The 22,639-nt window shown below is 59.9% G+C and carries 22 protein-coding genes and 2 tRNA genes; 16 read left to right on the forward strand and 8 right to left on the reverse strand.

The genetic code is table 11. The features are described 5' to 3' along the window. Positions 1 to 33: 33 nt before the first annotated feature. A complete protein-coding gene (locus AWU82_RS04295; RefSeq protein ID WP_064384006.1) occupies positions 34 to 339 on the forward strand; it encodes a YkgJ family cysteine cluster protein in 306 nt (101 codons plus the stop codon). A 57-nt stretch (positions 340 to 396) separates the two neighbouring features. Here AWU82_RS04295 and AWU82_RS04300 read toward each other — a convergent pair whose 3' ends face one another. The 6 genes from AWU82_RS04300 to hemA form a co-directional block, all read right to left on the reverse strand. Next, complete coding sequence (locus tag AWU82_RS04300) at positions 397 to 915, reverse strand: acyloxyacyl hydrolase (protein WP_039766327.1); 519 nt, start codon at positions 913 to 915, stop codon at positions 397 to 399. Positions 916 to 1,027: 112 nt separating this feature from the next. Continuing rightward, positions 1,028 to 1,819, reverse strand: a complete 792-nt coding sequence (gene murI / locus AWU82_RS04305) for a glutamate racemase (RefSeq protein ID WP_064384007.1) — start codon at positions 1,817 to 1,819, stop codon at positions 1,028 to 1,030. Next, the gene (locus tag AWU82_RS04310; protein WP_064384008.1) at positions 1,812 to 2,567 is read right to left on the reverse strand and encodes a molybdopterin-synthase adenylyltransferase MoeB; all 756 of its coding nucleotides are present in this window, start codon (positions 2,565 to 2,567) and stop codon (positions 1,812 to 1,814) included. The genes murI and AWU82_RS04310 overlap by 8 nt, the downstream gene beginning before the upstream one ends. Further along, on the reverse strand, positions 2,561 to 3,391 hold the full coding sequence (gene prmC / locus AWU82_RS04315; RefSeq protein WP_064384009.1) for a peptide chain release factor N(5)-glutamine methyltransferase: 831 nt from the start codon (positions 3,389 to 3,391) through the stop codon (positions 2,561 to 2,563). The genes AWU82_RS04310 and prmC overlap by 7 nt, the downstream gene beginning before the upstream one ends. Beyond that, a complete protein-coding gene (gene prfA / locus AWU82_RS04320) occupies positions 3,392 to 4,474 on the reverse strand; it encodes a peptide chain release factor 1 (RefSeq protein ID WP_007951714.1) in 1,083 nt (360 codons plus the stop codon). It lies immediately after the preceding gene. Then, entirely contained in the window at positions 4,471 to 5,757 is a 1,287-nt protein-coding gene (gene hemA, locus AWU82_RS04325) for a glutamyl-tRNA reductase (protein ID WP_007951716.1), read from the reverse strand. The genes prfA and hemA overlap by 4 nt, the downstream gene beginning before the upstream one ends. Positions 5,758 to 5,939: 182 nt before the next feature. Between hemA and AWU82_RS04330 the strand changes: the two genes are divergently transcribed. From AWU82_RS04330 to ychF, 8 genes are all read left to right on the forward strand, one after another. Next, positions 5,940 to 7,664, forward strand: coding sequence for a tetratricopeptide repeat protein (locus AWU82_RS04330; protein WP_064384010.1), 1,725 nt, complete (start codon positions 5,940 to 5,942; stop codon positions 7,662 to 7,664). A gap of 3 nt (positions 7,665 to 7,667) precedes the next feature. After that, on the forward strand, positions 7,668 to 8,285 hold the full coding sequence (gene lolB / locus AWU82_RS04335) for a lipoprotein insertase outer membrane protein LolB (RefSeq protein WP_064384011.1): 618 nt from the start codon (positions 7,668 to 7,670) through the stop codon (positions 8,283 to 8,285). A gap of 3 nt (positions 8,286 to 8,288) precedes the next feature. After that, positions 8,289 to 9,140, forward strand: coding sequence for a 4-(cytidine 5'-diphospho)-2-C-methyl-D-erythritol kinase (ispE, locus tag AWU82_RS04340; protein ID WP_064384012.1), 852 nt, complete (start codon positions 8,289 to 8,291; stop codon positions 9,138 to 9,140). A gap of 37 nt (positions 9,141 to 9,177) precedes the next feature. Then, positions 9,178 to 9,252 (forward strand) — tRNA-Gln (locus AWU82_RS04345). Between the two features lie 47 nt (positions 9,253 to 9,299). After that, positions 9,300 to 10,241 carry a ribose-phosphate pyrophosphokinase gene (locus AWU82_RS04350; protein ID WP_003171603.1) on the forward strand — a complete coding sequence of 314 codons (942 nt, stop codon included), beginning with the start codon at positions 9,300 to 9,302 and terminating at the stop codon, positions 10,239 to 10,241. A 141-nt stretch (positions 10,242 to 10,382) separates the two neighbouring features. Continuing rightward, the gene (locus AWU82_RS04355) at positions 10,383 to 10,985 is read left to right on the forward strand and encodes a 50S ribosomal protein L25/general stress protein Ctc (protein WP_011335926.1); all 603 of its coding nucleotides are present in this window, start codon (positions 10,383 to 10,385) and stop codon (positions 10,983 to 10,985) included. 171 nt (positions 10,986 to 11,156) lie between these two features. After that, entirely contained in the window at positions 11,157 to 11,741 is a 585-nt protein-coding gene (gene pth, locus AWU82_RS04360; protein WP_007951726.1) for an aminoacyl-tRNA hydrolase, read from the forward strand. A 22-nt stretch (positions 11,742 to 11,763) separates the two neighbouring features. Beyond that, the gene (gene ychF / locus AWU82_RS04365; RefSeq protein ID WP_064384013.1) at positions 11,764 to 12,864 is read left to right on the forward strand and encodes a redox-regulated ATPase YchF; all 1,101 of its coding nucleotides are present in this window, start codon (positions 11,764 to 11,766) and stop codon (positions 12,862 to 12,864) included. Positions 12,865 to 12,927: 63 nt separating this feature from the next. On the opposite strand, the gene AWU82_RS04370 is transcribed toward ychF, so the two are convergent. Next, positions 12,928 to 14,145 carry an MFS transporter gene (locus AWU82_RS04370; RefSeq protein WP_039766351.1) on the reverse strand — a complete coding sequence of 406 codons (1,218 nt, stop codon included), beginning with the start codon at positions 14,143 to 14,145 and terminating at the stop codon, positions 12,928 to 12,930. A gap of 333 nt (positions 14,146 to 14,478) precedes the next feature. Here AWU82_RS04370 and AWU82_RS04375 point away from each other — a divergent pair, with 333 nt between their 5' ends. From AWU82_RS04375 to AWU82_RS04390, 4 genes are all read left to right on the forward strand, one after another. Continuing rightward, on the forward strand, positions 14,479 to 16,536 hold the full coding sequence (locus AWU82_RS04375) for a methyl-accepting chemotaxis protein (protein WP_064384014.1): 2,058 nt from the start codon (positions 14,479 to 14,481) through the stop codon (positions 16,534 to 16,536). A gap of 115 nt (positions 16,537 to 16,651) precedes the next feature. Continuing rightward, positions 16,652 to 16,728: transfer RNA gene (locus AWU82_RS04380), tRNA-Met, on the forward strand. 224 nt (positions 16,729 to 16,952) lie between these two features. Then, entirely contained in the window at positions 16,953 to 18,215 is a 1,263-nt protein-coding gene (locus tag AWU82_RS04385; protein ID WP_084777071.1) for an S-type pyocin domain-containing protein, read from the forward strand. Continuing rightward, entirely contained in the window at positions 18,205 to 18,462 is a 258-nt protein-coding gene (locus tag AWU82_RS04390; RefSeq protein ID WP_064384015.1) for a bacteriocin immunity protein, read from the forward strand. Before AWU82_RS04385 ends, AWU82_RS04390 begins: the two co-directional genes overlap by 11 nt. A 77-nt stretch (positions 18,463 to 18,539) precedes the next feature. Here the strand turns inward: AWU82_RS04390 and AWU82_RS04395 are convergent, their stop codons facing one another. After that, positions 18,540 to 19,646, reverse strand: a complete 1,107-nt coding sequence (locus AWU82_RS04395; RefSeq protein WP_064384016.1) for a DUF2817 domain-containing protein — start codon at positions 19,644 to 19,646, stop codon at positions 18,540 to 18,542. A gap of 155 nt (positions 19,647 to 19,801) precedes the next feature. On the opposite strand from AWU82_RS04395, the gene ggt reads away from it, so the two are divergent. The 3 genes from ggt (at position 19,802) to AWU82_RS04410 (ending at position 22,575) form a co-directional block, all read left to right on the forward strand. Next, positions 19,802 to 21,634, forward strand: coding sequence for a gamma-glutamyltransferase (ggt, locus tag AWU82_RS04400; protein ID WP_064384017.1), 1,833 nt, complete (start codon positions 19,802 to 19,804; stop codon positions 21,632 to 21,634). Positions 21,635 to 21,897: 263 nt separating this feature from the next. Further along, entirely contained in the window at positions 21,898 to 22,200 is a 303-nt protein-coding gene (locus tag AWU82_RS04405) for a type II toxin-antitoxin system HigB family toxin (protein ID WP_064378527.1), read from the forward strand. Between the two features lie 3 nt (positions 22,201 to 22,203). Next, a complete protein-coding gene (locus tag AWU82_RS04410) occupies positions 22,204 to 22,575 on the forward strand; it encodes a helix-turn-helix domain-containing protein (RefSeq protein ID WP_039766364.1) in 372 nt (123 codons plus the stop codon). The last annotated feature ends 64 nt before the right edge of the window (positions 22,576 to 22,639 follow it).

Genomic DNA, 22,639 nt, shown 5'->3' on the forward strand with positions numbered 1-22,639 from the left:
CACGGTCATCGGCCACTGCCGTACACTGGCGCCATGAAAACCATTCCCCATCGGCAAATCGCCGAACCCGTTGTCACGTGCTCGACCTGTGCAGCCTGCTGCTGTCAGCTCGAAGTGATGCTGATCACCGATACCGGCGTGCCCGAGCGCTTTATCGATACCGACGATTGGGGTGGAGAGGTGATGCTGCGTCTGGACGATGGCTGGTGCGCGGCACTGGATCGCGACACGATGATGTGCACGATCTACGAGAAGCGCCCGCTGATCTGCCGCGAGTTCGAAATGGGCGCACCGGAATGCCTCGACGAACGCCAGGGGATTGCTACGGCGTACCGCTGAGCACAAAAAAAAGGAGCGCCTGGCGCTCCTTTTTTCTTGAACTGACTTTCCGCGTGCTTACAGCGGCATCGTGTAATGCAATGCGTAGCTTTCCACACCGTCGTTGTCGCTGCTCAGACCGGCGTTGGAATAGTGCGTCGCACGGATCCCCACCTCATGTCCGCCATTGAAGCGCAGGCCGAAACCGATACGGTCTTCGAACTGGAAGGAACCGCCGAGCTTGTTGTCTTCGTATTCGGTGTTGGAGAACAGCGCCACGCCGATCCCCGCCTCGACATACGGTTTGACCGACTGACCGGCGAACTCGTAAACAAACACCGGCGAGAACGACAGGCTGTTGTTGCTCGACGTCTTGTCGCCTTCCCAATAAGTGTAGGCGCCGCTCCAGTAACCGGTCAGACGACCAACGTCACTTTGCAGCCAACTCTTGTCCCAGTCGAAATTCATGCCCAGGCGATAAGTCATGGTCGAATCACTGGTAGCACCCACTGCAAACTCGACGCCAGCAGCCTGTGCGGTAAAACTTTGCCCCATCAGTGCAGCCGCAATCGCGGCCAAGCAGAATAGTCGCTTCACTTTGAAACTTCCTTTTCCGGAACGATCGTTTGGTTTTCTAGGTCACTCTGCGCTATAGAAATCTGCGCTTGGTCAGAAGTTCAGCTGACTTTTTAGATATTTCACATTTTTTTTACAAGTTGAATTTCTCGACTTCGCCGGCGACTTGCCCCAGCAGGGCCAGGGTCTTGCGTAAAGACGCGGGATCAGCGCTGGTCCAGAATCTGACCGGTCGGTTCGGACCTTCGGCAAGCAGATCACGCTGGGCCAACAACCGCTGCAGCTGCCGTGCTACCGCCGCGCCCGTATCGATCAGGCTGATGGTCTCGGGAATCATCGACTTGAGCATCGGCTTGAGAAACGGGTAGTGGGTGCAGCCGAGGATGATCGTGTCGCAACCATTGGCCAGAAGCGGATCGACATAGTGCTTGAGCAATGCACGCAACTCGGGGCTGTGCAGATCGCCGCTTTCAATGCGCTCGACCAGTCCGGGACACGGCTGAGTGATGACCCGCACATCGGTGGCGAAACGATCGAGCAGCGCGGCGAACTTGGCGCTCTGCAACGTACCGGTGGTGGCGAGTACGCCCACAACACCGCTGCGGGTGGCGGCTGCGGCCGGTTTGACCGCCGGCTCCATGCCGACGATCGGCCAGTCAGGAAAGTCCCGGCGCAGATCGGCGACACCGGCCACGGTCGCGGTGTTGCAGGCGATCACCAGCGCCTTGGCGCCCTGCTCGCGGAAAAAACCGGCCATCACGCTGCAACGCTGGCGGATGAATTCCGGAGTTTTCTCGCCATAAGGAATATGGCCGCAATCACCGAGGTACAGCAGCGATTCATTCGGCAGCAGACGCTGAATTTCCGCCAGCACCGACAGACCGCCTACGCCGGAATCGAAGACGGCAATCGGCGCTTCACGCATGCTGCGAACCACAGACGCTGCAACCGGGGTCGCGCTTGACCCGCAGCTCACGGAAACGCGAGCCCAGTGCATCAATCAACAGCAGACGCCCCACCAGCGGCTCGCCGAATCCCGCCAGCAACTTCAGGGCTTCCAGCGCTTGCAGGCTGCCGACCAGACCGACCAGCGGCCCGACCACACCGGCTTCGCTGCAAGTCAGTTCGGCTTCGCTGCCGTGACCGTACAGACAGTGGTAGCACGGGCTTTCGGCGCGACGCGGGTCGAATACCGAAAGCTGTCCTTCGAGGCGAATCGCGGCGCCGCTGACCAACGGCTTGCGCCCGGCCACACAGGCGGCGTTAACCGCTTCGCGGGTGGAGAAATTGTCTGAGCAGTCGAGCACCAGATCAACCGCCGCCACGGCTGCGGCGAGGGAATCCTCGTCAAGCGCCTGACGATGGGGCACCAGCTTGATGTCAGGATTGATCGCGCTCAGGCGCTTGAGCGCCGAGTCGACCTTGGGCATGCCGACGCTATCGGTGTCGTGGATGATCTGGCGTTGCAGGTTGGTCAGGTCGACCGTGTCGAAATCCGCCAGATGCAATTCACCGACACCCGCCGCCGCCAGATATAAGGCAACCGGCGCACCGAGACCACCAAGGCCGACGATCAAAACCCGGCTGTCCTTGAGCTTCAACTGGCCATCGATGTCGATGTGTTGCAGCAGGATCTGCCGACTGTAGCGCAACAATTCCTGATCATTCAGCACGGCAGGCGCCCCAGGCTGATCCGTTGATGGCCGCCCAGATCGGTGCGGCTGTGGACTTCTTCGAAACCTTGCGTCAGCAGCAGATCGCGCACGGCTTCGGCTTGATCATAGCCGTGTTCGAGCATCAACCAGCCACCAGCTTCCAGATGCGCCGGCGCCTGGGCGATGATCAGACGCAGATCGTCGAGCCCGTCGATGCCGGCAACCAAGGCGCTTTCCGGTTCGAAGCGCACATCGCCTTCCACCAGATGCGGATCGGCCGCGCGGATGTATGGCGGATTGCTGATGATCAACTCGAAACGCTTGCCTTCGAGGGCGCTGAACCAGTGGCTGCTCAGCACCGTTGCGTTATTCAGGTGCAGACGCTGGCGATTGCGTTCGGCCAAGGCCACGGCTTCCAGCACGCGATCCACGGCGGTGACCTTCCACGCCGGGCGCTCGCTGGCCAGAGCCAGGGCAATCGCCCCGCTGCCGGTGCCCAGATCAAGCACTTTGGCCGGGGTTGCCGGCAACAATTCCAGCGCGGCTTCCACCAGCAGTTCGGTGTCCGGACGCGGGATCAGCGTGTGCGGCGCGACTTCCAGATCCAGCTTCCAGAAACCCTGCTGACCCAAAATGTAGGCGACCGGCTCGCCGCCGCGGCGACGTTGCAGGTACTCGGCAAAGACCAGCGCAGCTTCGCTGGGCACGATGCGTTCCGGCCAGGTGTGAAGAAAACTGCGGGATTTGCCCAGCGCGGCGGCCAGAAGCAATTCGGCATCCAGACGCGCCGTGGGCGAATCCGGCAGTTCGGCGGCGCGCAACAGGCTGGCGATGATGGTCATTTACTCACCTATCGCTGCGAGCTGGTCGGCCTGGTATTCGGCCAGCAACGGCTCGATCACCGCTTCGACGCCACCGGCGAGGATTTCGTCGAGGGAATACAGGGTCAGGTTGACGCGATGGTCGGTGACCCGGCCTTGGGCAAAGTTGTAGGTACGGATGCGCTCGGAGCGGTCACCGGAACCCACCAGCAATTTACGTTCGCTGGCGATGGCGTTGGCCGCCGCCGCCGTCTGCTGGTCGTTGAGTTTGGCCGCCAGCCAGGCCATCGCCCGGGCACGGTTCTTGTGCTGGGAACGTTCTTCCTGGCACTCGACAACGGTCCCGGTCGGGATGTGGGTGATGCGGATCGCCGAATCGGTGGTGTTGACGTGCTGACCACCGGCCCCGGAGGAGCGGTAAGTGTCGACGCGCAAATCCGCCGGGTTGATCTCGATGGCTTCACGCTCGTCCGGCTCGGGCAATACCGCCACGGTGCAGGCCGAGGTGTGGATACGGCCCTGGGATTCGGTGGCAGGTACACGCTGTACGCGGTGCGCGCCGGATTCGAATTTCAGCTTGCCGTAAACGTTGTCGCCTTCGATGCGGGCGATGACTTCTTTATAGCCGCCATGTTCGCCTTCGTTCTCCGAGAGGATCTCCACGCGCCAGCCACGCCGTTCGGCGTAACGCGAATACATGCGGAACAGGTCACCCGAGAAGATCGCCGCCTCGTCACCACCGGTGCCGGCGCGAATTTCGAGAAACACGTTGCGCCCGTCGTTGGGATCCTTGGGCAGCAGCATGCGTTGCAGGTCGGATTCCAGCGTGATCAGCAATTCCTTGGCTTCGCGGACTTCTTCCACGGCCATTTCACGCATGTCCGGGTCGCTGTCCTTGAGCAGCGCCTGCGCGCCTTCAAGATCGCTTTGTACACCGAGCAGCTTTTTATAGCCTTGTACCACCGGCTCAAGTTCGGCGTATTCCTTGGAATAGGCGCGGAATTTGGTCTGGTCGGAAATGACTTCGCCGTCGCCGAGCAGCGCGGTCAGTTCCTCGAAACGGTCCTGGAGAATGTCCAGCTTATTGAGCAGTGACGCTTTCATTGCGGTTTTTTATCCGAAAAGCTATCCGGTGAGCCCTCAAGGGCAAAGAGTTCCTGAGCCATGGCCAGCGCATCGAGGCGGCCTTCGGCAGAAAGCTTTTTCAACTGCACGCTGGGTGCGTGCAGGAGTTTGTTGGTCAGGCCACGGGCCAGTTGCCCGAGCACGTCTTCGGCGTTGCCGCCGTTGGCCAGCAGGCGCAGGGCCTTTTGCAGTTCTTCGTCGCGCAGGCGTTCGCTCTGTTGACGATAGGCCTTGAGCACGTCGACCGCCGCCAGCTCGCGCAGGCGCACCATGAAATCGTCGGCGCCGACCGAAACCATCTCTTCAGCCGCCTGCGCTGCACCCTGACGGCTCTTGAGGTTTTCGGCGACCACTTCGTGCAGATCGTCGACGCTATAGAGGTAAACGTCGTCGAGTTCGCCGACTTCTGGCTCGATGTCACGGGGAACGGCGATATCGACCATGAAGATCGGTTTGTGCTTGCGCAACTTCAGCGCGCTTTCCACCGCGCCCTTGCCGAGGATCGGCAACTGACTGGCGGTAGAACTGATGACGATGTCGCTGCGCACCAGTTCGGCCGGGATGTCCGAGAGCAACACCGCGTGGGCACCGAACTGTTCGGCAAGCAGGCTGGCGCGCTCCAGGGTCCGGTTGGCGACCACGATACGCTTGACCCCCAGCTCGTGCAGATGACGGGCGACCAGGGTGATGGTCTCGCCAGCGCCGATCAGCAGGGCCTGGCTGCGTTGCAGGTCGCTGAAAATCTGTTTGGCCAGGCTGACGGCGGCAAACGCCACGGACACCGGGTTTTCGCCGATGGCAGTGTCGGTACGCACCTGCTTGGCGGCGTTGAAGGTTGCCTGGAACAGTCGCCCGAGCAGCGGCCCGATGGTGCCGGCCTCGCGGGCCACGGCGTAGGCTGACTTCATCTGGCCGAGAATCTGCGGCTCGCCCAGCACCAGCGAGTCGAGCCCGGAGGCGACGCGCATCATGTGACGAACGGCCGCATCGTCTTCATGCACATAAGCGCTCGCGCGCAGCTCATCGAGGCTTAAATGGTGATAGTCGGCCAGCCAGCGCAGCACGATATCGGCCGACAGCTGATCCTGTTCTATATACAGCTCACTGCGATTGCAGGTGGAGAGGATCGCAGCTTCGCGGCTGTCGGTGAGTCGGCAGAGCTGCTGCAAGGCCTCCACCAGCTGCTCAGGGGTAAAGGCCACGCGCTCGCGGACGTCTACTGAAGCAGTCTTGTGGTTGATACCGAGTGCAAGGAAGGCCATTCAAGGTCGCTGATGGTGACGTGAAGCCGGCAATTGTCCTACTTCGTCAGATTCAGAACAACTACCGCTGACTATTGTCCCAATTGCCGGCCCCTATAATGGCCACAATCGAGACTCGGTTATGTTTGGCCGAAGGCTTGTGTCATGATGATCCGACCGCAGGTTAGTCGTCCTCTTCCTATATGAATAGATCTTCCGCGTTGCTCCTCGCTTTTGTCTTCCTCAGCGGCTGCCAGGCCTTGGCCCCCGTTTCGCAGGACGGTGCCTCACCGGTCGAAGACACCACGCCGGCCCCTGAAAAGCCCAAGGTTTACAGCTCGTTCAGCCAGGAAACGGTGTTCAGCCTGCTGAGTGCCGAACTCGCCGGCCAGCGCAATCGTTTCGACATTGCCCTGGACAACTACGTGACCCAGGCCATCAACACCCAGGATCCTGGCGTTTCCGAGCGTGCCTTCCGCATCGCCGAGTACCTGGGCGCCGACCAGCCGGCCCTCGATACCGCACTGATCTGGGCGAAAAACGCCCCTGACGACCTCGAAGCACAGCGCGCTGCCGCCGTGCAACTGGCGCGCGCCGGGCGTTATGACGACTCGATGGTCTACATGGAGAAAGTCCTGCAGGGCAAGGGCGACACCCATTTCGACTTCCTCGCGCTATCGGCCGCCGACACCGATCAGGAAACCCGCAACGGCCTGATGAAAAGCTTCGACCGCCTGTTGCAGCGTCACCCGAACAACAATCAGCTGATTTTCGGCAAGGCCCTGCTGATGCAGCAGGACGGCGACACCCGAGGTGCGCTGACCCTGCTCGAAGACAATCCGCCGGAAGACGGCGAGATCGCCCCGATCCTGCTGCGCGCGCGCCTGCTGCAAGGGCTGAATCGCGGCGACGAAGCCTTGCCGCTGCTGCAAAAGAGCATCAAGAAGTATCCGGACGACAAGCGCCTGCGCCTGACCTACGCGCGGATGCTGGTGGAACAGGACCGGATGGACGACGCCAAGGTCGAGTTCTCCACCCTGGTTCAGCAATACCCGGAAGACGACGAACTGCGTTACTCGCTGGCACTGGTCTGCCTGGAAGCCAAGGCCTGGGACGAGGCCAAGGGCTATCTGGAAGACCTGATCGCCCGGGAAAGCCACGTCGATTCGGCGCACCTGAACCTGGGGCGTATCGCCGAAGAACGCAACGACCCGCAAGGCGCGCTTATCGAATACGCCCAGGTCGGCCCCGGCAACGACTATCTGCCGGCGCAACTGCGTCAGGCCGATATTCTGATGAACAACGGCAAGACCGCCGAAGCCCAGAGCAAACTCGCCGCCGAGCGTGACGAGCAGCCGGACTACGCGATCCAGTTGTACCTGATCGAAGCCGAAACCCTGTCCGCCAACAATCAGGGCGACAAGGCCTGGAAAGTCCTGCAACAAGCGTTGCAGCAGTATCCGGACGATCTGAATCTGCTTTACACCCGCGCCATGCAGGCGGAAAAGCGCAATGACCTGGCGCAGATGGAAAAAGACCTGCGCCTGATCATCAAGCGCGATCCGGACAACGCCATGGCCCTCAACGCCCTCGGCTACACCCTGTCCGACCGCACCACCCGCTACGCTGAAGCCAAGGCGCTGATCGAACAGGCCCACCAGATCAACCCGGAAGACCCGGCGGTTCTCGACAGCCTCGGCTGGGTGAACTTCCGCATGGGTAATCTGGAAGACGCCGAGAAATACCTGCGTCAGGCCCTTGAGCGCTTCCCCGACCACGAAGTCGCCGCACACCTGGGCGAAGTGCTGTGGGCCAAGGGTAAACAGCGCGAAGCGAAACAAATCTGGGGCAAGTTCCTCAAAGACCAGCCTGACAGCACCATCCTGCGCAGCACCATCAAGCGCCTGACCGGATCCGAGACTCTTTAACTCATGTTTTTGCGCCACGTCATCGTTTTCAGCTTCATCGCCCTGCTCGCCGGCTGCGCGGGCTTCGGCGCCCGTGAATCGGTCGAGGGCCAAGGCAGCCCTGCACAATGGGCCGCGAACAAACAGCAACTGACCGGCCTCGACGGCTGGCAGATCGATGGCAAGATCGGTATCCGCGCCCCGAAAGACTCGGGCAGCGGCACATTGTTCTGGCTGCAACGTCAGGACTACTACGACATTCGCCTGTCCGGCCCGCTGGGGCGTGGCGCGGCGCGACTCACCGGCCGCCCGGGTGCCGTGTCGCTGGAAGTGGCGAATCAGGGCCGTTATGAAGCGCCGACTCCGGAAGCACTGGTCGAAGAGCAACTGGGCTGGAAACTGCCGGTCTCGCATCTGGCCTGGTGGGTTCGCGGCCTCCCGGCACCGGACAGCAAAAGCCGTCTGACCCTGGACGGCAACAGTCGCCTGGCCAATCTGGATCAGGATGGCTGGCAGGTCGAATACCTCAGCTATGCCGAACAGAACGGTTACTGGCTGCCCGAGCGGATCAAGCTGCACGGCAGCGATCTGGACGTGACGCTGGTGATCAAGACCTGGCAACCGCGCAAACTGGGGCAATAAAGCATGACCGTTCCACGCCTCACGCTGCCATCGCCGGCCAAACTCAACCTGATGCTGCACATTCTCGGTCGTCGTGAAGACGGTTATCACGAGTTGCAGACGCTTTTTCAGTTCCTCGACTACGGCGACGAAATCACCTTCGCCGTCCGTGACGATGGCGTGATTCGCCTGCACACCGAATTCGACGGTGTGCCCCACGACAGCAACCTGATCGTGCGCGCGGCCAAAAAACTCCAGGAACAATCCGCTTGCCCGCTTGGCATCGACATCTGGATCGACAAGGTCCTGCCGATGGGCGGCGGCATCGGCGGCGGCAGCTCGAATGCGGCCACCACCCTGCTTGGCCTCAATCATTTATGGCAACTGGATTGGGATGAGGATCGCCTGGCCGCACTGGGCCTGACGCTGGGCGCCGACGTGCCGGTGTTCGTGCGTGGCCATGCGGCTTTTGCCGAAGGTGTCGGTGAGAAACTCACCCCGGTCGAGCCCGCCGAACCGTGGTACGTCGTGCTCGTTCCGCAAGTCTCTGTTAGTACGGCAGAAATTTTTTCAGATCCTTTGTTGACACGTAACACGCCGCCCATTAAAGTGCGCCCCGTTCCCGAGGGAAACAGTCGAAATGACTGCTTGCCGGTGGTTTCGAGGCGTTATCCAGAAGTACGTAACGCATTGAATTTGTTAGGTAATTTTACCGAAGCAAAACTTACCGGAACTGGAAGTTGTGTGTTTGGGGGCTTCCCAAGCAAAGCTGAAGCTGATAAAGTCTCGGCCCTTCTGACAGAGACCCTTACAGGGTTTGTAGCAAAAGGAAGCAACGTTTCGATGTTGCATCGCAAGCTGCAAAGTCTGCTCTAAAGGAATCAAGTGCCCGGCACTTGAAAGCAACAGATACAGGGGCGTCGCCAAGCGGTAAGGCAGCAGGTTTTGATCCTGCCATGCGTTGGTTCGAATCCAGCCGCCCCTGCCATTTTCCTATACTCATCCAGGTATACCCTCAGCCTTCAGGTACTGCGCGTGTCCAAGATGATGGTCTTTACGGGGAACGCTAACCCCGATCTGGCTCGGCGTGTCGTACGTCAGCTGCATATCCCTCTCGGTGACATCTCTGTCGGTAAGTTTTCCGACGGCGAAATTACAGCCGAGATCAATGAAAACGTTCGTGGTAAAGACGTCTTCATTATTCAGCCGACTTGCGCTCCGACCAACGATAACCTGATGGAACTGGTAGTGATGGCTGATGCCTTCCGCCGCTCCTCGGCTACTCGTATCACTGCTGTTATTCCTTATTTTGGTTATGCCCGTCAGGATCGCCGTCCGCGTTCCGCACGTGTGGCTATCAGCGCAAAAGTCGTTGCTGACATGCTTACCGTAGTCGGCATCGACCGTGTTCTCACGGTTGATCTGCATGCTGACCAGATTCAGGGTTTCTTCGATATTCCGGTAGATAACATCTACGGCTCCCCGGTTCTGGTGGATGACATCGAAGATCAGCGCTTCGAGAACCTGATGATCGTGTCCCCGGACATTGGTGGCGTCGTGCGTGCACGTGCCGTTGCCAAATCCCTGGGCGTGGATCTCGGGATCATCGACAAACGCCGTGAGAAAGCCAATCACTCTGAAGTGATGCATATCATCGGTGATGTCGAAGGGCGTACCTGCATTCTGGTCGATGACATGGTCGATACCGCCGGCACTCTGTGCCACGCGGCCAAGGCCCTGAAAGAGCATGGCGCAGCCAAGGTCTTTGCCTACTGCACACACCCTGTGCTGTCGGGTCGGGCCATCGAGAATATCGAAAATTCCGTGCTGGACGAGCTGGTGGTCACTAACACCATCCCGCTGTCCGCTGCAGCACAAGCCTGTGCACGTATCCGTCAACTGGATATCGCACCGGTTGTTGCCGAAGCGGTTCGCCGCATCAGCAATGAAGAATCGATCAGCGCGATGTTCCGTTAAGGGCCCTGCCCTTCGCGAAATGTCTCGTTGACGAAAAGCGCCCCGCCCCGGCATTCCTGCCGGGGCGGGGCTTTTTTGCCCATACCGTGTTCGGCGCTGGTCGCAAACGCCACTCGGTCATGGCTATTTTGGAGATACAAAATGAACGATTTTACTTTGAATGCTGAACTGCGTTCCGACCTGGGGAAAGGTGCGAGCCGCCGCCTGCGTCGTCTCGCTGCCCTGGTTCCAGCTGTTGTTTACGGTGGCGACAAAGCCCCTGAATCCATCAGCATGCTGGCCAAAGAAGTTGCCAAACTGCTCGAAAACGAAGCGGCCTACAGCCACGTTATCGAACTGAACGTTGGTGGCACCAAGCAGAACGTGATCATCAAGGCTCTGCAACGTCACCCGGCCAAAGGCCACGTGATGCACGCTGACTTCGTACGCGTTGTAGCTGGCCAGAAACTGACCGCTATCGTTCCTGTGCACTTCATCAACGAAGCTGCTCCAGTGAAGAAAGGCGGCGAAATCTCGCACGTTGTTGCCGAGATCGAAGTTTCCTGCCTGCCGAAAGATCTGCCTGAGTTCATCGAAGTCGACCTGGCTAACGCTGAAATCGGCACCATCGTTCACCTGTCGGACATCAAGGCTCCTAAAGGCGTTGAGTTCGTTGCTCTGGCACACGGCGATGACAAGGCTGTTGCCAACGTCCACGCTCCACGTGTTGCTCCAGAAGCTACCGAAGAAGGCGCAGCAGAGTAATTCACTCTGCCATGCCTGAGTGAGCAGGTAACATCGCGGACTGGAACGTAGCGAGAAAGCGGGCGGGAACGCGGAGTTTACATCCATGGTAAATGAGCATTTTTCGTCCACTTTCGCCGCCTTCACGGATCGCGGCGATGTTATCCACCACTCAAAGGAAGGGCCCCTATCGTGACTGCCATCAAACTGATCGTTGGCCTGGGAAATCCAGGCGCTGAATACGAGCAGACCCGGCATAACGCAGGGGCCCTTTTTGTTGAGCGCATCGCCCACGCACAGAACGTGAATCTCGTGGCCGATCGCAAGTATTTCGGCCTGACCGGGCGTTTTTCGCATCAGGGTCAGGATGTTCGTCTGCTGATTCCCACCACCTACATGAACCGCAGCGGCCAGGCCGTGGCGGCACTCGCCGGTTTCTTCCGCATCAAGCCTGAAGAAATCCTGGTGGCACACGACGAACTCGATCTGCCTCCGGGCGTCGCCAAACTCAAAGTCGGCGGCGGCCATGGCGGTCACAACGGGTTGCGCGACATCATTGCGCAATTGGGCAATCAGAATACGTTCCACCGCCTGCGGCTTGGCATCGGCCACCCGGGCGTCGCCAGTATGGTTTCAAATTTCGTCCTGGGTCGTGCGCCACGCGCCGAACAGGAAAAACTCGATGCCAGCATCGACTTTGCCCTCGGCGTGCTGCCGGATATCCTCGCCGGTGAATGGAACCGCGCGATGAAAAACCTGCACAGCCAGAAGGCCTGACTCTAATCCGAGGGGAAACACCATGGGATTCAATTGCGGCATCGTCGGCCTGCCTAACGTCGGCAAGTCCACCCTGTTCAACGCCCTGACCAAATCCGGGATCGCGGCCGAGAACTTCCCCTTCTGCACCATCGAGCCGAACAGCGGCATCGTGCCGATGCCGGATCCGCGTCTGGACGCTCTGGCGGCCATCGTCAATCCGAAGCGCATCCTGCCGACCACCATGGAATTCGTCGACATCGCAGGCCTGGTGGCTGGCGCCTCGAAAGGTGAAGGTCTGGGCAACAAGTTCCTGGCCAACATCCGCGAAACCGACGCGATCGCCCACGTCGTGCGCTGCTTCGAAGACGAAAACGTGATCCACGTTTCCAACAGCGTCGACCCGAAGCGCGACATCGAAATCATCGACCTGGAACTGATCTTCGCCGACCTCGACAGCTGCGAGAAGCAACTGCAGAAGGTTTCGCGCAACGCCAAGGGCGGTGACAAGGACGCGGTGGCCCAAAAGGCCCTGCTTGAGCAGTTGATCCCGCACTTCACCGAAGGCAAGCCTGCGCGCAGCCTGATGAAGAACATGAGCGCCGACGAAAAAGCGATCATCAAGGGCTTCCACCTGCTGACCACCAAGCCGGTCATGTACATCGCCAACGTCGCTGAAGACGGTTTCGAGAACAACCCGCATCTGGACGTGGTCAAGGCCATCGCCGAAGAAGAAGGCGCCATGGTCGTTCCGGTCTGCAACAAGATCGAAGCGGAAATCGCCGAGCTGGATGACGGCGAAGAGAAAGACATGTTCCTCGAAGCCCTGGGCCTGGAAGAGCCTGGCCTGAACCGCGTAATCCGCGCCGGCTACGAGATGCTGCACCTGCAGACCTACTTCACCGCCGGTGTAGAAGAAGTCCGCGCCTGGACCGTCCGCGTCGGTGCCACCGCACCGCAAGCCGCTGGCGTGATCCACACCGACTTCGAGAAAGGCTTCATCCGCGCCGAAGTGATCGCCTACAACGACTTCATCCAGTACAAGGGCGAAGCCGGTACCAAGGAAGCCGGTAAATGGCGCCTGGAAGGCAAGGACTACATCGTCAAGGACGGCGACGTGATGCACTTCCGCTTCAACGTGTAAAAGCTGCACCCAAGAAAAAGCCGCGTTCGATACGCGGCTTTTTTATGCCTGAAATTCAGCCTGTCAGGCCTTTCTGGTTCTCGGCAGGAAGATCGCCAACACACCGAACAGCGGCAGGAACGAGCACAGGAAATACACGTATTCGATGCCGTGAATGTCCGCCAGATGGCCAAGCAACGCAGCACCAATCCCGCCGAAGCCGAACATCAGACCGAAGAACACCCCCGCAATCATTCCGACGTTGCCCGGCACCAGCTCCTGCGCGTACACCACGATCGCCGAGAACGCTGAAGCGAGGATGAAACCGATCACCACGCTCAGGACGCTGGTCCAGAACAGGTCGACATGTGGCATCAGCAGCGTGAACGGCGCCACGCCAAGGATCGAGAACCAGATCACCGCCTTGCGCCCGATCTTGTCGCCAATCGGCCCGCCAAAGAATGTGCCCGCCGCCACCGCGCCAAGAAACAGAAACAGGTGCAACTGCGAACTGGCCACCGACAGGTCGAACTTCTCGATCAGGTAGAAGGTGAAGTAACTGGTCAGGCTGGCCATGTAGAAATACTTGGAGAACACCAGCAGACCCAGCACCACCAGCGCACTGACCACCCTGCCCTTCGACAGTCCATGAGTGGCGGCCTGGCCGGCCTTGAGCTTGAACAGGTTCAGGTGATGGGCGTACCAGCGACTGATGCGATAGAGCACGAACAGCGCAAACACCGCGAACAGCCCGAACCACGCCACGTTGCCCTGCCCGAAAGGAATGATGATCGCCGCGGCGAGCAACGGGCCGAAGGCCGAACCGGCGTTACCGCCCACCTGAAAGGTCGATTGCGCCAGACCGAAACGCCCGCCCGAGGCCAACCGTGCTATTCGGGAAGCTTCGGGGTGGAAGGTCGAAGAGCCGATACCGATCAGCGCCGCCGCCAGCAAGATAAGCGGAAAACTGCCGACCATCGACATCATCACAATACCGATCAGCGTACACACGGAACCGGCCGGCAACAGCCACGGTTTCGGATGCCGGTCGGTGTGATAACCGACCCACGGCTGCAGCAGCGAAGCGGTCAATTGGAATGTCAGGGTAATCAGGCCGACCTGGGTAAAACTCAAACCATAGTTGGCCTTGAGCATCGGATAGATCGACGGCAGCACCGACTGGATCAGGTCATTGATCAAATGCGCCAGCGCCACCGCGCCGATGATGCGCATCACCAGTGGACTGCTCTGGGGAGGAGCGGACGCCGAGGCAGCGGCGGTCTGAACGTTGCTGATAGCCATGGGAGTTTCCGGACTGCAGATGGGTGCACGCGGGCAGGTGCGTCAATGTGCCATTTTTCGGTGCGTCAGCGCCATCCCCTTAGCCAGCTAACGAACTATTCAGTCGTCGCGCCGCAAGTGATAGCGCAACGCCATGGTCTGAATCTTGCCTTGCTTATCGGCTTGAACGCGGCGCCCTTACAAAGGGCATCGAGAATGGGAAGTTTCGCTACAGAGCCGGCCTACAGAGCGGGCAAGGGTGAACTTTCGAGGCCTTTTAGCAGGGCACCAATCCCGGTCGCAGTGACCGCGATGCACGCCGATGGTGCGTGGTGTCCAGAGGAGTCATGGGGCATGCAGGCTTTTTTATCACCGGGGATCAGGTTGCTGGGGCGGTTTGGCTTCGCGCGTAAATTCCAGTTGTTGTTTCTGCTGTTTATCCTGCCATTGGCCGGTAGCCTGTTGATGATCGGCCAGGACTATCGCGACAAACTCAACCTGATCGCCGGCGAACGTGCCGGTGTGCGGCAGTTGCTCGCCCTCGATGCACTCGACAACCTGCTCGCCGCTCAACGTGACCGCGCCGCCCGCTGGCGCGCCACGGAAACCAACCGCCAGCCGACGCCCGCCACCCTGGCCGCCGTGGCCGCATTCGATGGCGTGCAACCTGCCGTGGCCCAGGCCACGCTGGAGCTGGGCAATGCCTTGCAAGCCGAAGGCGCGGAAAGCGAAACCCTGACCCGCTATCAGGCTCTGCAAGCCGCGCTCAATGGTCTGGACTCGAAAAGCCTTTCCGGTGTCGGCTGGTGGCCGGATGGTTACGACCGCTTCACCAATGCGCTCAGCGCCCTGCAAGCGTTGCGCGAACAAATCGCGATGGACAATCGCCTGATCCTCGCGCCGTGGCTGGAAACCTATCTGCTGACACAGATTTCCACCCAGCACGCACCGGACCTGATCGAGCGGGTCGGCCGACTGGCAGCCGTCGGCCAGGCTTCTGTAGTTTCCGGCCAGTTCACCCTGCAAAGCCGTCTGCAACTGCGTGACCTGCGCAGCCGCATCGGCGATGCCCGCGAGCAGCTTGTAAAAACTGCCGGCCTGCTCGAAGCGCGTCTACCGAGCGCTCTGCAAGGCTGGGCCGGGCAATATCACGACAGCCTCAAGCAACTGGATGCCGGTCTCAAAGTGCTGGATGACGGCGTGTTCGGCGGCAGCATCAACCTCAAGCCGGAAGAGTTCGAGCGCACCCTCGACGCCCTGCTCGGCAACCTCGCCACGTTGCGCCAGCAATCGCTGGTGTCGCTGGATCAGAGGCTGGATGACTACCATGGGTCGGCGATTCGTCAGTTCATCGTTGTCGCGGCGGTCTTCGGTTTTCTGTTGCTGGCGGCGCTGTACCTGTTCGTCTGCCTGCAAGCCTCGATCCGCCGCAGCGCCAGTGGCATCACGCTGCTGGCCGAGGCCCTGCGTGACGGCAATCTGAGCCTGCAAGTGCCAGTCGTGGGCCGTGATGAACTGGCGTCGATCAGCACCGCGCTCAACGTGGCCGTGGTGCAATTGCGCAACAGCCTGCTGGGTGTCGATCACGAGACTTCGCAACTGAGCAACGCGGTGCGCAGCCTTAATGATCACTCCAGCGGAGCTCTCAGCGAAGTCGAAGCGCAGCAATTGCAGATCAGCCAGATCGCCGCCGCAGCCACGCAATTGGCGGCGACCTCCCAAGGCGTGGCGCAGAGTTGCGAACAGGCTTCCGGCAGCGCCCAGCACACCCGGCGCATCGCTGCCGACAGCAGCCGTGACAGTCAGCGCACCACGGCGAGCATTCAACAGCTCAATCAGCGCCTGAACGAAACTGCCGCAGCGCTCGGCCGGGTCAGCGAGCAAGGGCAGCAGATTCAACTGGTGGTCGACACCATCCGTGGCGTCGCCGAGCAGACCAACCTGCTCGCCCTCAACGCCGCTATCGAGGCCGCTCGCGCGGGTGAACAAGGTCGTGGCTTTGCCGTGGTGGCCGATGAGGTGCGCAGCCTGTCGCAACGTACGCAATCGTCCACGGCGCAGATCGCCGGTACGGTCGACAGCCTGCGCAATACGGTCAACGAAGCCGTGAGCCTGATGGAGGCTGCGTGCGGCCAGGCGCAATCGGATGCCGCGGCGGTCACGGGACTTGGCGAACGCCTGGGGGAAATCGCCAGCGCCGTGCAGAGCGTCACCGACACCCTCGCCCAGATCGCCACGGCGGTCGAGGAACAGGCGAGCACCGCCGATGAGGTCAGCGGCAATATCCAGCAGGTGGATCAGGCGGCGGTTCGCCTGCTCGAAGGCGCGCGGGCGGTGAACCTTGCGGCGGACACCTTGAGCCAGGGCAGCCATGCCTTGAGTGCCAACACCGGAAGATTTCAGCTGCGTTGAAAGCCCTTCCCGCGCCTTTTTTCGGCGCGGGAGGATAAGCGGTTGAAAATAAGAAGAAATATTTTGAATTTACGCTTGACGCTTTTTCATTTCAGGGGAATAATGCGCGCCACTTGGCTACATAGCTCAGTTGGTTAGAGCATAGCATTCATAATGCTGGGGTCCGGGGTTCAAGTCCCTGTGTAGCCACCAAGTACTAAAAACGGCTTACCGAAAGGTAGGCCGTTTTTTTATGCCTCGAGAAAAGTGCCCTCCCCGCTGGATCGGTCTGATTCTGTAGGAACCCGGTGCGAAAGGCGTAAGAAGAGGATTATTCGTTCGTTCAGGCACCTGCATCTGCGCCAGTCGATTTGATCGCCATCCCGATTGACCGACACGCTCCCCTGTCTCGATTCCAGGACAGACAGGGAGTGGTCATGGACCTGAACAAATTCCTTTTCGACGATGAGTGGCGTCGAAAACGCCCGAGCGAAAACGCGACATGGACCGGATGGATTCCACCCCCGCCACCAGAACCCGTTTATATCCGGACAGACGAATGGCCCACCCCGACGCCCCGCGAAGATCTGGTATTTGCCAAATCCTGCACACCGGATAACTGGTGCCGAACGGAGGCCGGTACAACACCTGAGCCCGCCTCCAGTTTCGGCAAGATCATGGTGGCGGGCGCCATACGCTTTCCCGCAGCCAGTACCGCCATAGCCAAGGCCATCGGCGCCGATCTGGCCCTGGGGCGCATGGCGGGCGGTGGCATCCTGCAGCAACGCCTCAACTGGGCAATACGAGGCACCGGCGGCCCCGCCAGTGTGTTCATCCTCGGGATGCTGCCGACCCGAATGGGCGACGGCACGCTCTACACCGACGATCAGCTACGCACCTTGTCTCGCGCAACCACTCGCGTGCGGTTCCAGTTCCGACGCGATGCCGAAGGCGTCATGCAGGTTTACGGCATCCACACCGGAGCCTCGGGCGACGACTCCGTGCGTACCGTAAAAGTCGAGTGGAACAGCGACAAGACCGCCATGGAGGCGAAGCTCAACGGCATCACGATTTTGTGGACGCCGCAACGCGGGCCGCTGGGATCGATGCCGCCGCTGGTGTATCCGGAGCACGGCGAACCACTGAGCACGATCCTCGTCCACCCGATCGCAGCGAACACCGACAGCCAGATTGAAATCCTGCCCGGCGAAGACATCACCGCCGAGGATTGTATTCTGGTGTTTCCGGCTGAGACCGGGCTGAAGTCGTTGTATGTGGTGTTTTCGAAGCCGGCCAGATTGATGCCTGGGACGGTGACGGGAATTGGTGAGGATGTTTCCGGGATATGGCTGGCGGGAGCAGGAACGGGGATTGGTGTGCCTATTCCGACGCGGATTGCGGACAGGCTCAGAGGACGGGAGTTTTCAAGCTTTGACAAATTCAGGGAGGCGTTTTGGGAGGAGGTGGCCAATGATCCAGAATTGGTTGAGCAGTTTAAACCGGAGAACATTGCATTGATGCAAAACGGCGGAGCGCCTCACGCCAGGTACAACGATGCAGCCGGGAAAAGGAAAACATTCGAACTGCATCACGTTGAATGGGTGTCGAAAGGTGGATCCGTGTATGACGTCGACAATTTACGTGTCACCACACCTGCAAATCACTTGAACATTCACCGGGTCAACTCCCATGTCAAATAAAATCACTGGCTACACTGAAGAGCAGTTTATAGAACTGCTGCAAGAAATATTCACCTCTAACAGGAATGGCACGCCAGAGACTGTACTGGCAGACATGCTGGATAACTTTTGTGAACTGGCAGAACATCCCGCAGGTACTGACTTGATCTATTGGCCTGAGAATGATGCTCAATGCACTCCTGAAGGCATCACGAAAACTGTGAAAGATTGGCGTGCTGCCAACGGCCTGCCTGGTTTCAAGCAGTAACAATCTGGCATTGAGACTCCAAACGGCAGCGTATAGCTAAGTGGTCAAAACGGCTTACCGAAAGGCAAGCCGTTTTTTTATGCCTCGCCCCCTAACGCCCTGAGCCCCTTCGCCCAAATCTGCCGCGTCCGTAAACCGACCATCGCCCGCCAGTCCGGATCCGCCGGATAAAACTGCTCCAGCAGATTCAACTTGATCGCCCTCCCCGTCGCATCCAGCGGATCGCCATGCAGATGCAGCCAGTGATCGTCGCGCAGATAACGATGCACGTCCGGCCCCGGATAAGTCCCGCACTCGATCACGAACGGCATCAGTTGCACATTCGACAACGCGTTGAGCAACGCCTGCGAGGTGTAACCGGTAGCGGTTGCCGCGACACCGGTTTCGCTCAGGGTTTCGGCGCCGGTGTGCAGCGTGTAGAGCCACGGGCCGTAAATCGATTGCGCTTGGGCCAGTGCTGGATACGGCGCTTGGGTAATCGTCAGCAGCATCGGATGCCCGTACTCACCGGCGCCGGTGTGCAGGTCGAAACACATCACGGTTTCAGCGCCGGCCAGATGATTCTCGATGATGGAATGCAACGTGCGATTCGACCAACTCGGCGCGAGCCCGCCGAAGAACAATCCGTCGGGATGACTGTGCTGACCGCCCTCGACAATCGACATCACCGCCGGCCAGCCGTGCTCGGCAATTTGCGCATCGAGCAAGGCATCAGCCTTTTGTCGCTCGGGGCCGTTAAAATCGGTGCAGGCGTAGATTTCATGCAGCGCCGCGTAAGCACGGTTGTCCGGAAGCGGTCGGTTGAAATCCAGGTGATTGCGGTTGAGGTCAATATTGTCTTCATTGACCCGCCGCAGCCACGCCGTGCCCCACGGGTTGATCAGGTGAACCATCACGACCGCGACATCCTTCGGCAGCGACTGCGGCGTGAAATGCTTCAGCCAGTCGATCTGGCACTCCGAACCATAATAACCCTCAACACCGTGGGTGCCGCTGAGCGCCACCAGGCGCCGCTTGGCCGCTGGATCCCCCAGCACCGCGACATCGGTACTCAAAGACTCGCCAAACGGCCCATTGAGCGGATGCGCGTACGAAGAGAGCGTGGCACCCGCCACCTTCGCGGCAGCAAGAAAGCGCTCGCGCTGTTCGCGATAGCTGGGCTGTGTCGGAAATGCGTTGTGCATGACGGCCTCTTGTTGATTGTTCTGGCTTCACTATTGGCTCTGACCCTACAGAAAATTCGCCAAGGCATGAAGGACAAACACACCGATGGTTTGCGTCCTGCACGGTCGGCCGATACAGTCCGTCAGACTTTTATCCCACGGACGGAGAGCCCCGCGTGCTTCCAGCCCTTTCCCTGAACCGCTTTCGTCTGCCCGCCCTGACACTGATCGTCAGCGCCATTGCCCTTACGGCCTGCAACGCACCGCCCTCCTCGACCCTGCCGCTGGCGCCGGAAGCCGCCTCCGGCTACCGCACCGGCCTGCAAGCCAGCCACGCCGAGAAACACATGGCCGCCGCTGCCAATCCACTGGCCGCCGAAGCCGGTCGCGAGATGTTGCGTCAGGGTGGTTCCGCCATCGATGCCGCCATCGCAATGCAAGCCGTGTTGACCCTGGTCGAGCCGCAATCCTCGGGGATCGGTGGTGGCGCGATGATCGTGCTGTGGGATGGCAAGCAAGTGCGCACCTATGACGGTCGCGAAACCGCACCGGCCGGCGCGACCGAGAAGCTGTTTCTAAACGCTGACGGCAAACCGATGCCGTTCCCGCAGGCGCAGATCGGCGGGCGCTCCGTCGGCACGCCGGGCGTGATGCGAGCGCTGGAACTGGCGCACAAAAAGCACGGCCGCTTGCCGTGGGCCAAGCTGTTCGAACCGGCGATCAAACTCGCCGAGCAGGGCTTTGCGATCTCCCCGCGCCTGCATTCACTGCTGGAATCCGATCCGGAGATACGCCGCTCGCCAGACATGGCCAAGTACTTTCTGAACAGCGACGGCAGCGTCAAAGCCGTCGGCACTCGCTTGCAGAACCCGGCGCTGGCCGCCGTGCTCAAGCGCATCGCCAACGAAGGCGCAGACACCCTGTACAAAGGCCCGATCGCCGAAGAGATCGTGGCCAAGGTTCAGGGCCACGCCAATCCCGGCAGCCTGTCGCTGACCGACCTTCAGCACTATCAGGCCAAGGAACGCGCGCCCCTGTGCACCGACTACAAGCGCTGGCAGGTGTGCGGGATGCCGCCGCCATCATCGGGCGGGATTGCGGTGGCGCAGATTCTCGGCACCTTGCAGGCGCTGGAAACGCGCGATCCGCGTCTGGCCCTGACGCCGCTCAAGCCTGCGAAGACCGATAAACCCGCCGGCATCGAACCTGCACCGCAAGCCGTGCACCTGATCGCCGAAGCCGAGCGTCTGGCCTACGCCGACCGCGCGCAATACGTAGCCGATACCGACTTCGTGCCGGTACCGGTCAAAGGCCTGGTCGATCCGGGTTACCTGGCCAGCCGCGCCAGCCTGATCAGCGAACGCAGCATGGGCAGCGCCAAACCCGGTACACCGCCGGGCATACAGGTTGCCTATGCGCCGGATCGCTCGCCGCTGCGCATTTCCACCTCACAAGTGGTGGCCGTGGATGACTTCGGTGGCGCCGTGTCGATGACTACCACCATCGAAGCAGCGTTCGGCTCGCACCTGATGGTTCAGGGCTTCCTCCTCAACAACCAGATGACCGACTTCTCGTTCATCCCCGAAGAGAACGGCCAGAAAGTCGCCAACCGCGTGGAACCCGGCAAACGCCCGCGCTCATCGATGGCGCCGACCCTGATCTTCGACCGCAACAGCGGCGAGTTCGTCGCCACCGTCGGCTCTCCGGGCGGTTCGCAGATCATCGAATACGTGGCCAAAACCACCGTCGGCCTGCTCGACTGGAACCTCGACCCGCAAAGCGCCATCAGCCTGCCCAACTTCGGCAGCCGCAACGGCCCGACGGAACTCGAACAAGGCCAGTTCAGCCCGACGCTGATCCAGGCACTCAAGGACAAGGGCCACACCGTCAGCGAAATCGACATGACCAGCGGCACCCAGGCCATCGTGCGGGTCAAGGATGCTGCGGGGAAGGCAACGCTGTCAGGTGGGGCAGATCCTCGGCGCGAAGGAGTAGCGTTGGGGGATTGAATCAACGCTGCCAACTGAAAAAGGCTTACCGAGAGGTAAGCCTTTTTTGTATGTCCATGAATCCAATTCGGCTAATTCACGCTGCCTTTTCCTACACCGGAAAAATGCTGTCCGGGATAGAGTTTTCATCCACTGAATTCACTCACACCCCCTTTCCCTCCACTGCCGACAGCATCGGTAAAAGTCATCAATTGACACCAACCATTTGTCCAGAATTCACCGACAGACTTGCAGCAGTCCCACAGCGGGACTAGGATCACGCCATGAGAATCATCGCCATCAGTCAGCTAAAAGTCTTTTGGGAACGATATCCGGAGGCAGAGCAGCCATTGCTGGCATGGATAGACGAAGCAAGAAAGGCAAGCTGGAAAACACCTGTGGATATCAAGTCACAGTTTGCTTGCGCCAGCATTCTGAAAAGCCGAAGAGTTGTGTTCAATATAAAAGGCAATTCCTATCGCCTGATTGTCGCCGTGGCGTACCGCTTTGGCGCGGTGTACATAAAATTTGTCGGCACTCACAAACAGTACGACGCAATCGACGCTGATACCGTCGAAATGGAGTAACCCATGAACATACGTCCGATTCATACCGAAGAAGACTACCGTGCGGCACTCAAAGACGTGTCCGTTTTTTTCGAGAATGAGCCAGAGCCCGGCACACCTGAAGGTGATTACTTCGACATCATGATCACCCTTATCGAAGCCTATGAGGCCAGGCACTTCCCACTCGACCTGCCCAACCCGATTGACGCCATAAGGTTTCGGATGGAGCAGTCCGGGCTGTCAGCAGCCGATCTCGCTCCTGCAATTGGCCGGACAAACCGCGTTTATGAGGTTCTGAATGGCAAACGCGCGCTGACGCTTCCCATGATCTGGAAACTTCACGAGTTGTTCGGTATTCCGGCAGAGAGTTTGATCAAACCCATGAAATCGGTCTGATAAAAAACAGCCATGCAGGCACCTCAACATCTATTGCTCACCCTGAATTCCCCACCCTCCAACT

The sequence above is a fragment of the Pseudomonas glycinae genome (assembly GCF_001594225.2).
Taxonomy (GTDB): domain Bacteria; phylum Pseudomonadota; class Gammaproteobacteria; order Pseudomonadales; family Pseudomonadaceae; genus Aquipseudomonas; species Aquipseudomonas glycinae.